The following is a 9,541-nucleotide window of genomic DNA, read 5'->3' on the forward strand; positions in this document are numbered from 1 at the left end:
CAGCTACTACTCCTCGCACGAGGGGCGCACCTGCGTCTATCTCGCCGAGGTGGTGATCGGGCCGGCCCGCCGGTGACAGCGGCGACCCGGGGTGGCGAGCACCCCGGCCGGGTCGGCGGGGTGGTGCGGGAACGCCGGTTGCAGGACGGGCTTGGCCCGGCCGTTGAGCGCCTCCCGGATCCGGTCGAGCACCCGGCCCCGGGCCTGCGCCGGGTCGGTCACCCCGACCAGGTCGACGTACGTGATGGTGGCCAGCAGCCCGTCGATCGGGCAGTCCTCCACCCGCACGGTGACCAGCTTGTTGCCGGTGCCGTCGGGGTCGGCGCGCAGCGCGGCCTGCCACTCCAGCTTGCCGTAGGTGGAATGCAGGTAGCGCTCGGACAGGACGGCCACCACGACGGCCGCCTCCCGGACGCCCCGGTCCATGAAGTCGATGAAGTTGGTGCCGGCCACGAAGTCCCAGGCCTGGAGCAGGGTGCGGTAGCCGGCGGCCTCGAACTCCCAGGCCAGCCAGGTCGCCCAGCGTTCGTCGGCGGGCGAGTAGCTGATGAAGAAGTCGATGGGGCGGTCGGACCGGGTGGGGTGCGCGCCTACAGCCACATGGTCATTTCACCACTGACGGTCAATCCGTGGCCACCCTCGGCAGCCGCGTCGGGCGCGTCTGGCCGCTCGCCGGTGTGCGAGGATCATCCCTCGTGGAGACCGTCGGCGAGCCGCCGTCCGCCGCGCCGGACCGATCCCGCTGGGGCCGGCTGCACGTGCTCGACTGGATCGCGATCGGGCTGGCCGTGGTCGGGCTGGCCTGTGTCCTCACCGGACTGCTCCCCCGCGCCGACGCCGAGGCCACCGTACGCCGGATCGTCCCCATTTTGATCTTCCTCGGCACGGTGGTGGTGCTGGCCGAGCTGACCGCGGTGGCCGGGGTCTTCGACGCGCTGGCCGCCCAGGTGGCGATCACCGCGCGGGGCAGCTTCCGGGCGCTGTTCTGGCTCTGCGTCGGGTTCGCCTCGGTCACCACCATCGCGCTCAACCTGGACACCACCGCCGTGCTGCTCACCCCGGTGATGATCGCGCTGGCCCGCAAGCTCGGGGTGCCGCCGACGCCGCTGGCGATGACCACGGTGTGGCTGGCCAACACGGCCAGCCTGCTGCTGCCGGTGTCCAACCTGACCAACATCCTGGCCAGCGACCGGATCGGCCTGGACCCGGTGCCGTGGGCGGCCCGGATGTGGTGGCCCCAATTGGTCGCCATCGTGATCACCATGCTGCTGCTCTGGTGGTGGTACTGGCGGCCGGCCCGGGCCGGCGCCGACCCGTTCGTCCCGCCACCCCCGCACGTGCCACCGGACCCGGTGCTCTACCGCACCGCGTTCGCCGCGTGCCTGCTCTTCGTGGCCGGCATCCTGGCCGGTGTCGAGATCGGAGTGGCCTCCGGGGTGGCCGCCGCGATCCTGGTCGCCGGCTTCGCCGTCCGGGCCCGGGGCAGCCTCCGGCTCGCGTTGGTCCCGTGGCGGCTGCTGGTCTTCGTGACCGGCCTGTTCCTGGTGGTGCAGACCATCGGGCGGCACGGCCTGGACACCGTGATGGGCACGCTGATCGGCGGCGACCCGGGCGCGGCGGGCGCGCTGCGGGCGGGCGCCGTCGGCGCCCTCTTCGCCAACGTGGTCAACAACCTGCCCGCGTACGTCGCCGGGGAGGCGGTCATCGCCACCGACCACCACACCCAACTGCTGGCCCTGCTGGTCGGCACCAACGTCGGCCCGCTCGCCACGCCGTGGGCGTCGCTGGCCACGCTGATCTGGTACGAGCGCTGCCGCGCCGCCGGGGTGGCGGTGCCGCTGGGCCGGTTCGTGGCCACCAGCGCCGCGCTGGCCGCCCTGGCCACCACGGCCACCGTCGCCGCCCTGCTGGTGGGCCCGTGAGCCGCCGCGTCACCATCGTGCACGCGTGCCAGCGGGACAGGCGGGGCGGCAGCCCGACCGCGGTGGTCGACGACACGTCGCTGACCGACGCCGAGCGACGCGCGGTGCCGGTGGCGGCGGGCACGTCCCATGCGGTCTTCCTCGCCCCCACGGCGGACGGGTCCGTGTCACTGCGCTTCTTCACCGCCGCCGCCGAGTTGCCGGCCTGCGGGCACGGCACGGTGGCCGCCCTGGCGGTGCTGGCCGCCCGCGCCGGCACCCGGGAGTACGGGACGACGCTCCGCTCCGGCGGCCGGACCTTCGTCGGCCGGGCCACCGGGGACGACGGCCGGTACCAGGCGGTCTTCGACCCCGGACCGGTCACGCTGCGCGAGCCGGTGCCGGCGGAGTGCGCGCCGGTGCTGTCGGCCCTGGGCATCGGACCCGAGTCGCCCTGCCGGGTCGCCTCGGTGGGCCGGCCCCGGCTTTTGGTGCAGGTGGCGGACCGCGAGGTGCTGGCCGCACTGGCCCCCGACCTGACCCGGCTGCGCGAGACGTGCGAACGGCTGGGGCTGCTGGGCTGCTACGTACACACCACCCCGGGTCCCGACGGCCGCGCCGCGGCCCGGATGTTCGCCCCGTCGATCGGGGTGCCGGAGGACATCGCCAACGCCAACAGCACGGCCTGCCTCGCGGCGCACCTGGCGGGGCGGGGCGGGTCCGCGCTGGCGGTCGACATGGGTGACGCGCTCGGCGAGCCCTCGACCGTGGTCGCCACCACCCGGCCGGGCCCCGCCGGCCCGCTGGTCCAGGTCGGCGGCGTCGCGACGATCACCGGCGACCTTTCCCCGGACTGAGCCGGCTCACGTCTCGGGCCGCTCCGGCGCGACGCCCGCGTACCGGGCACGCATGACCTCGCTCGCCGCGGGCCCGGCGGCGAAGACGTACCGCTGCGGGTCCAACGGGCGGCCGGTGGCCCGGTCCACCACGACCGGCTCGACCTCCGCGCCGGTCTCCCGGTCGACCAGGATCATGCTGCGCCGCTCGGGTTCCAGCCGGGAGTTGCCCCAGGCGGCGAGCGCGACGATCACCGGGCGCAGGCTACGGCCCAGGTCGGTGAGCACGTACTCGTACCGGTCGGGATGGGTCTGGTAACGGCGGCGCTCCAGCAGGCCGTTGGCCGTGAGGGTGCGGAGCCGGCTGGTCAGCATGCTGGAGGAGATCCGCAGGTTCGCCTGGAACTGATCGAACCGGGTGTACCCGTCGAAGGCGTCGTGCAGGATCAGCAGAGTCCACCACTCGCCCACGACGCCGAGCGTCGCCGAGAGCGGGCACTCGCGGTCCTCCAGGCGGATCTTCCCTGCCATGCGTGCTCCTCGCCGAGTGGGTGCTAAGGTCGAAGTCACTTACTTTTAGTTTAGCAGTAACGATACGCGCCGCCACGCGTCCGTCTCGTGCTGCCCGAGGAGAGGACACCCGATGGCGCAGCCACTGCCCGACCGGGACTCGCTGGCCGGTCGACGGGCCCTGGTCACCGGCGGCACCAAGGGCGCTGGCGCGGCGATCGCCGACCGGCTGCGCGAGGCAGGGGCTACGGTCTGGGTCACCGCCCGCAACGAACCGCCCGGCCACCCGTACCCCGAGCGGTTCATCGCCGCCGACACCGCGACGGTGGGCGGCGCGCAGACGGTCGCCGACCGGCTGCCCGAGGGCGTGGACGTCCTGGTGCACGTCGTGGGCGGCTCGCACGCGCCGGGCGGCGGGTTCGCCGCCCTCGACGAGGCGACCTGGCTCGAGGAACTCAACCTCAACCTGCTCGGGGCGGTCCGGCTGGACCGCCGGCTGGTCCCCGCCATGATCGCTTCGGGGCGCGGCGCGATCGTGCACGTCTCCTCGATCCAGCGGCGCAAGCCGCTGTACGAGGCCACCCTGGCGTACGCCGCGGCGAAGTCCGCGCTGACCACCTACAGCAAGGGACTCGCCAACGAGCTCGCCCCGCACGGCATCCGGGTCAACAGCGTGGCGCCCGGGTTCATCCGGACCTCGGCGGCCGACGCCCTGATCGACCGGCTCGCCGCCGCGTCGGGCACCGACCGCGAGGGCGCCCTCGGCCAGCTGATGGCCAGCCTCGGCGGGATCCCACTGGGCCGTCCGGCGTACCCGCAGGAGGTGGCCGACCTGGTCGCCTTCCTCGTCTCGGACCGCGCCTCGGCGATCGTCGGCGCCGAGCACGTCATCGACGGCGGCACCATCCCCACCGTCTGACCCACCGATCGGCAAGGAGAACCCATGAACACGGCACCGGAGCTCATCAGCCGCTACTTCGAACTGGCCGGCCAGCCGGACAAGGATCAGTACTTCGCCCTCTTCGCCGACGACGCCGTGGTGGAGGACGAGGGGCGGACCCACCGGGGCATCGGGGAGATCCGCGCGTGGCGCCGCGAGACGCCGCTGGTCTCGTACGAGATCACCGACGTCGAGGACACCCCGGCCGGCACGGTGGTGACCGCCACCATCAGCGGTGACTTCCCCGGCAGCCCGTTCCCCGGCCTGCGGTTCCGGTTCGAGGACTACGACGAGACGCACATCCGCCGGCTGCGCATCGCCCCCTGATCCCGGCCGGTCAGCCGGCCCGGCGGGACAACCGGCGGACGGCGTACACCAGCGCGCTGGCGGCGAACAGCACAGCGCTGACCACCAGCCACCGGCCCACCAGCGCCCGGGGGGCCAGGCCGGTCGCCGCGACGTACGTGCCGTCGCCGAGGCCGAGGATCCCGGGCAGGTAGACCAGCAGGAGCAGGCCCGCGCCGAGCGCCGGGACCCGGAGGTGGTTCAGCACCGACGGCCGCCCGCCCCGGGCCCACCCGGCGCGCAGCACCCGGTCGACCGCCGCGTACGCCGGGAAGAGGACCAGGTCGTGGGCGATCGCCGCGCCCACGAACCACACCAGCATCCGCCCGGCGGTCGGCTCGCCGGCCAGCCGCAGCGCGATCCAGCCGGCCACCGCGAAACAGCCGGCCAGGAGCAGCAGGTGCCAGGGGGCTGCGCCGTACGCCCGCCGGAACTCAGCCATCGAACGCGATCTCCTCCACCCACTTGGTGCAGTGCACGCCGGGCAGCGCGGGCACGATGATCCGTGCCGGGTAGCCGTGGTCCGGGCTGAGGTCGACGCCGTTGACCCGCAGGGCCAGCAGCGCGTCCGGGTCGGCCACCTGGTTGCCCTGGAGGGTCACCTGGCGGAACAGGCCGGCGCGTTCCAGCGACCGGACCTGGGCCCGGGCCGGTTCGCCGGGGCCGACCAGAGCGGCGAGGTCGCGCAGCCGGACCCCGGTCCAGGTCTGCGCGGTGGACCAGCCCTCGACGCAGGCGATCGGCAGGGTGGCGGTGTGCTGGGGCAGGGCCAGCAACCGGGCCCGGTCGAGGGTGACCACTCGTGCACCCGACCCATCCAGGCGGCGTCACGCTCGGCCAGGTAGTCGTTCACCGTGACCACGTGCACGCCCTTGCCGGCGAGCGCGTTCAGGTAGACCGGCATGACCGAGGTCAGGGTCTTGCCCTCACCGGTCTTCATCTCGGCGATGTTGCCGAAGTGCAGCGCCGCGCCGCCCATCACCTGGACGTCGTAGGGCCGCTGGCCGAGCACCCGCGAGGCGGCCTCCCGGCACACCGCGAACGCCTCGGGCAACAGGTCATCGAGGGTCTCACCGTCGGCGAGCCGCTCCCTGAACTGGTCGGTCATGCCGCGCAGCTCGTCGTCGCTGAGGTTGACGTAGTCGTCCTCGATCGAGTTGACGGCGGCGGCGATGGCCTTGAGCCGGCGCACCATACGGCCCTCGCCCGCGCTAAGGACCTTTTCCAGAATCGACACGGATCAACGCTCCCCTAGACAGTCTCGAACCATCGTAGGCGCTCCATCGCGGCGATGGTCACTGGTGGCGGCGGTCCGGGGCAGGGAACCCGACATAACGCCCCAGGTGGCCGTTGAGCGGCCGTTATCCGGTTACGCCCAGCGCGAACGATCCGGCACGATGACCCGATGGAGCCCGCGGAGATCATCGAGGACGGCCTGCTGCTGCGACCCTGGCGGGCCGAGGACGCCGACGCGGTGTACCGCGCCTGCCAGGATCCGGACATCCAGCGCTGGACCACCGTACCTCGCCCGTATCTGCCCGAACACGCCCTCGGGTACGTGACCACGATCAGCGGGACGGCCTGGGCGGAGGGCACCGAGGCGCTGTTCGCGGTCTGCGACGCCGACAGCGGGGAGCTGCTCGCGTCCTGCGGCCTGGTCTCGATCGACCGGGCGCTGGACTCGGCCGAGGTGGGCTACTGGACCGCGCCCTGGGCGCGCGGCCGGGGCGTCGCGGTACGGGCCACCCGGGCCGTCGCCCGCTGGGCCTTCGACGCGCTCAAGCTGCGCCGGCTGATCTGGCAGGCCGAGATCGGCAACCACGCCTCCCGCCTGGTCGCGCTCCGGGCCGGTTTCCGGATCGAGGGCGAGCTGCGGCTGGCCCAGCCGGCCGTCGACGGCCGCCGGGAGGGCTGGGTCGGCTCGCTCCTCCCGTCCGAGCTGGCCGCGCCCGGCGAACCCGTCCCGTACGGCCCGGACACCCTGCCGGCCCGCCGGGCCGCCGTGTTCGGCCGCCCCCAGCCCGTCCTCTTCGCCACCGCCGGGGACACCGAGCTGCGGCTGCGCCCGCTGGAGGAGCGCGACCTCGACGCGCTGGTCGAGACCTGCCGGGACGAGCAGACCGCCCGCTGGACCACCGTCCCGCACCCGTACCTGTCGGAGTACGCGGAGGGCTTCCTGCGGGACGTCGCGCGGGCGGCCTGGGCCCGCGGCACCGGCGCCACCTTCGCCATCGCCGGCGCCGACGACCGGTACGCCGGCTCGGTCGACCTGCGGATCACCCCCGCCTCCCCGCTCGTCGCCGACGTGGGCTTCATGACCGCCCCGTACGCCCGGGGCCGTGGCTGGATGCCGGCCGCCCTCGGTGCGCTGAGCGCCTGGGGGTTCACCACGCTCGGACTGGCCCGGATCGAGTGGCGGGCCAACGTGGGCAACACCGCCTCGCGTCGGGCCGCCGAGAAGGCCGGCTTCGTCTTCGAGGGCACCGCCCGCGGTGGCGTCCAGCACCGGGGGGAGCCGACGGACGCCTGGGTGGCCGCGCTGCTTCCACAGGACCTGGCGTGACGCCCGAGACCATCGAGGCGTACGGGGTGCGGCTGCGGCAGCACCGCCCGGCCGACCTGGCCGACACCGTCGCCGCCGCCGCGGACCCGCTGATCCGGCGGTTCATGACCGGCTTCCCCGACCCGTACACGGAGGAGAGCGCCCGCTGGTGGATCACCCAGGGCGCGCCGGCGGTCTGGGCCGCGGGCGGCGCGTCGTACGCGATCGCCGACCCGGCGACCGACCGGCTGCTCGGCGCCGTCGGGCTCGGCAGCCCGCTGCCCGAGCGGCGGCAGCTGGAGATCGGCTACTGGGTGGCGCCGTGGGCACGTGGCCGGGGCGTGGCGACGGCCGCCGCCCGGGCGCTGGCCGAACGGGCCTTCGCCGCCGGCACCGCGCGGCTGGAACTGCTCGTCGAGCCGGAGAACGTGGCCAGCCAGCGCGTCGCGCTGGCCTCGGGCTTCCACCACGAGGGGGTACGCCGCGGGGCCGGCACCGCGCGCGACGGCGGCCGGTACGACCTGGTCGCCTGGGTACGCCTCGCCGACGACCCGCCCGGGCCGACCGCCCGGCTGCTGCCCGACCTGCCCGGGGGCCGGCTCACCGACGGGGTGGTCGCCCTGCGCCGGCTCGGCCCGACGGACGCCGACCCGATGCACCGGCTGCACACGCTGCCGGAGGTGGTGGCGAACCGGGTGCCGCCGGCGCCGCCCAGCCGGGAGGCGACCGAGCGGCGCTGCCGCCTGGCGGAGAGCCACTGGCTGGCCGGCCGTTCCGCCGACCTCGCCATCCTCGACGCACACACCGACGCGGTGGTCGGCGGCTGCGCGCTGGTGTACGACGAACCGACCACCGGTCAGGCCATGCTCGGCTACAGCCTGCTGCCCGAGGCCCGAGGCCGGGGGCTGGCCACCCGGACCGTGGCGCTGCTGGCCGGCTGGGCCTTCGACGTCGGACTGGCCCGGCTCTGGGCGGGCACCCGGCCGGAAAACGTCGCCTCGCAGCGGGTCCTGGAGAAGGCCGGCTTCCGCCGGGAAGGGGTGATGCGCGGCCGGCTCCCCGGTCCGGCCGGCACCCGGGTCGACTCGGTGCTCTACGGCCTGCTGGCCGACGACCGCGCCCGCTGACGGCGGGAGCCGCGGTGGCAGGCCACCACGGCTCCCGGCCAGTCTCCGGTCACGCGGTGATCAGGGCGCCGTGTCGAGCGAGATGATCCCGTAGTCGTAGGCGTGCCGACGGTAGACGACACTCGGGCGGCCGGACTCCTTGTCCTGGAACAGATAGAAGTCGTGACCGACCAGCTCCATCTGGAACAACGCGTCGTCGACGGTCATCGGCTCGGCGGGGTGCACCTTCTCCCGCGCGATGTGCCACGGCTGGTCGCCGTGCTCCTCGGTGACGTAGTCGTCGTCGGGTCGGTCGGCGACCGCAGTCGCCGTACGGGAGCCGTTCAGCACCGCCAGCCCGGGCCCGTCGAGGTCGGCCACCGGCAGGTCGGCGGTGGCCGCGGCGACGGAGAGCGGCGCGTGCCGCCCCCGGTGGACGCGACGCCGGTCGGCCGCCCGGCGGAACCGGGTGTCCAACTTGGCGATGGCCGCGTCCAGCGCGCTGTAGAAATCATTCGTGCAGGCCTCGGCCCGGATCACCGGGCCGCGCGTGACGCAGGTGATTTCCACCCGCTGGCAGTGATCGGCCTGGCGCGGATTGCGCTCGTGGAACAACTCGACGTCCACACGAATGAGCTTGTGGTCGTAGCGTTCGATCTTCGCGAGCTTTTCGGCTACGTGCACCCGGTAATGGTCCGGCACTTCGACGTTACGGCCCTTGACCACGATGTCCACGTGACCTCCCTTGTTCGGACGGTCGTTCGGTCCGGATCTATCCGGTCGACGCCCCGTGGGAGCTGCCCCGCTCGGCGTCGACCGGTTGGTACGGCTACGCCTCCTTCCAATGCCGGGGAAGGGTGATGGACCTCCTACCCCCGACACGAAAACGCTAACTCCTGTTGGGCCACCAGTCACCCCTGGTTGCCAAAGGAGGCCGCGAAATTTAACAGCTCATACACCATGGGGTGAAACGGAAACACGAAGCGTCACTGATGGCGTCGCTTTTGCGTTGCGGCGAGCACCGCCGCGGCCTTTGGCGTCATTCCCGCCGCATGCAAGACCCGGCTCACCGCCGCGAGTGTCGCACCGGTGGTGACGATGTCATCGAGCAGCACAATCGGCCCGTCCACCACGCCCGACCGCCGCAGCCGGAACGCCGCGTCGGCCGCCGCGGCCCGCCCGGCACTGTCCAGCGCGACCGAGTCCGGCCGGGGCAGCGCCCGCAGCGGGTACCGCACGCGTATCGGCCAGCCGGCCGCGCGCAGCCGGGCCGCGGCGTGCCGGGTCATGCGGTCCAGGTGGTCGCCGTAGCGGGCCCGGGCAGCCCGCGCGGTGGCCGCCACCGGCACCGGCACCGGCAC

The 9,541-nt window shown here is 73.9% G+C and carries 10 protein-coding genes and 3 pseudogenes; 6 read left to right on the top strand and 7 right to left on the bottom strand.

Features of this window, described 5'->3' with window-relative positions:
* Window positions 1–36: 36 nt before the first annotated feature.
* A complete protein-coding gene (locus ACWEVO_RS19690; RefSeq protein ID WP_452308975.1) occupies window positions 37–600 on the bottom strand; it encodes a toll/interleukin-1 receptor domain-containing protein in 564 nt (187 codons plus the stop codon).
* 95 nt (window positions 601–695) lie between these two features.
* Here ACWEVO_RS19690 and ACWEVO_RS19695 point away from each other — a divergent pair, with 95 nt between their 5' ends.
* Together ACWEVO_RS19695 and ACWEVO_RS19700 are read left to right on the top strand one after the other, a co-directional pair.
* Window positions 696–1,922: an SLC13 family permease gene (locus ACWEVO_RS19695; RefSeq protein ID WP_452308976.1), complete on the top strand. Its 1,227-nt coding sequence runs from the start codon at window positions 696–698 to the stop codon at window positions 1,920–1,922.
* Window positions 1,919–2,758, top strand: a complete 840-nt coding sequence (locus tag ACWEVO_RS19700; RefSeq protein WP_452308977.1) for a PhzF family phenazine biosynthesis protein — start codon at window positions 1,919–1,921, stop codon at window positions 2,756–2,758. Before ACWEVO_RS19695 ends, ACWEVO_RS19700 begins: the two co-directional genes overlap by 4 nt.
* A 6-nt stretch (window positions 2,759–2,764) precedes the next feature.
* Here the strand turns inward: ACWEVO_RS19700 and ACWEVO_RS19705 are convergent, their stop codons facing one another.
* Window positions 2,765–3,268 carry a winged helix-turn-helix transcriptional regulator gene (locus tag ACWEVO_RS19705; protein ID WP_452308978.1) on the bottom strand — a complete coding sequence of 168 codons (504 nt, stop codon included), beginning with the start codon at window positions 3,266–3,268 and terminating at the stop codon, window positions 2,765–2,767.
* Between the two features lie 112 nt (window positions 3,269–3,380).
* Between ACWEVO_RS19705 and ACWEVO_RS19710 the strand changes: the two genes are divergently transcribed.
* Both ACWEVO_RS19710 and ACWEVO_RS19715 read left to right on the top strand, forming a co-directional pair.
* Window positions 3,381–4,166 (top strand): SDR family oxidoreductase, encoded by a 786-nt coding sequence (locus ACWEVO_RS19710; RefSeq protein ID WP_452308979.1) that lies wholly within the window; start codon window positions 3,381–3,383, stop codon window positions 4,164–4,166.
* Between the two features lie 24 nt (window positions 4,167–4,190).
* A complete protein-coding gene (locus ACWEVO_RS19715) occupies window positions 4,191–4,514 on the top strand; it encodes a nuclear transport factor 2 family protein (protein ID WP_452308980.1) in 324 nt (107 codons plus the stop codon).
* Window positions 4,515–4,524: 10 nt separating this feature from the next.
* On the opposite strand, the gene ACWEVO_RS19720 is transcribed toward ACWEVO_RS19715, so the two are convergent.
* The 3 genes and pseudogenes from ACWEVO_RS19720 to ACWEVO_RS19730 form a co-directional block, all read right to left on the bottom strand.
* Window positions 4,525–4,974: a hypothetical protein gene (locus tag ACWEVO_RS19720; RefSeq protein WP_452308981.1), complete on the bottom strand. Its 450-nt coding sequence runs from the start codon at window positions 4,972–4,974 to the stop codon at window positions 4,525–4,527.
* A pseudogene (locus ACWEVO_RS19725) lies at window positions 4,967–5,344 on the bottom strand (molybdopterin-dependent oxidoreductase); the annotation flags it as partial. The gene ACWEVO_RS19720 and the pseudogene ACWEVO_RS19725, both read right to left, overlap by 8 nt.
* Window positions 5,329–5,769 (bottom strand): annotated as a pseudogene (locus tag ACWEVO_RS19730) (preprotein translocase subunit SecA); the annotation flags it as partial. The pseudogenes ACWEVO_RS19730 and ACWEVO_RS19725, both read right to left, overlap by 16 nt.
* Before the next feature lie 168 nt (window positions 5,770–5,937).
* Here ACWEVO_RS19730 and ACWEVO_RS19735 point away from each other — a divergent pair.
* Both ACWEVO_RS19735 and ACWEVO_RS19740 read left to right on the top strand, forming a co-directional pair.
* Window positions 5,938–7,095 (top strand): GNAT family N-acetyltransferase, encoded by a 1,158-nt coding sequence (locus tag ACWEVO_RS19735; protein WP_452308982.1) that lies wholly within the window; start codon window positions 5,938–5,940, stop codon window positions 7,093–7,095.
* Window positions 7,092–8,201 carry a GNAT family N-acetyltransferase gene (locus tag ACWEVO_RS19740; protein ID WP_452308983.1) on the top strand — a complete coding sequence of 370 codons (1,110 nt, stop codon included), beginning with the start codon at window positions 7,092–7,094 and terminating at the stop codon, window positions 8,199–8,201. Before ACWEVO_RS19735 ends, ACWEVO_RS19740 begins: the two co-directional genes overlap by 4 nt.
* A 60-nt stretch (window positions 8,202–8,261) precedes the next feature.
* Here the strand turns inward: ACWEVO_RS19740 and hpf are convergent, their stop codons facing one another.
* Together hpf and ACWEVO_RS19750 are read right to left on the bottom strand one after the other, a co-directional pair.
* Entirely contained in the window at window positions 8,262–8,915 is a 654-nt protein-coding gene (hpf, locus tag ACWEVO_RS19745) for a ribosome hibernation-promoting factor, HPF/YfiA family (RefSeq protein WP_452308984.1), read from the bottom strand.
* A 251-nt stretch (window positions 8,916–9,166) separates the two neighbouring features.
* Window positions 9,167–9,541: pseudogene (locus ACWEVO_RS19750) on the bottom strand (ComF family protein); the annotation flags it as partial.

The sequence above is a fragment of the Micromonospora sp. NPDC003776 genome (assembly GCF_053605645.1).

What these genes read in the sequence shown, in the direction of transcription:
- ACWEVO_RS19715 (WP_452308980.1), top strand. Translation starts at nt 4,191, where the DNA reads ATGAACACGGCACCGGAGCTCATCAGCCGCTACTTCGAACTGGCCGGC.
- ACWEVO_RS19735 (WP_452308982.1), top strand. Translation starts at nt 5,938, where the DNA reads ATGGAGCCCGCGGAGATCATCGAGGACGGCCTGCTGCTGCGACCCTGG.
- ACWEVO_RS19705 (WP_452308978.1), bottom strand. Translation starts at nt 3,268, where the DNA reads ATGGCAGGGAAGATCCGCCTGGAGGACCGCGAGTGCCCGCTCTCGGCG.
- ACWEVO_RS19720 (WP_452308981.1), bottom strand. Translation starts at nt 4,974, where the DNA reads ATGGCTGAGTTCCGGCGGGCGTACGGCGCAGCCCCCTGGCACCTGCTG.
- ACWEVO_RS19710 (WP_452308979.1), top strand. Translation starts at nt 3,381, where the DNA reads ATGGCGCAGCCACTGCCCGACCGGGACTCGCTGGCCGGTCGACGGGCC.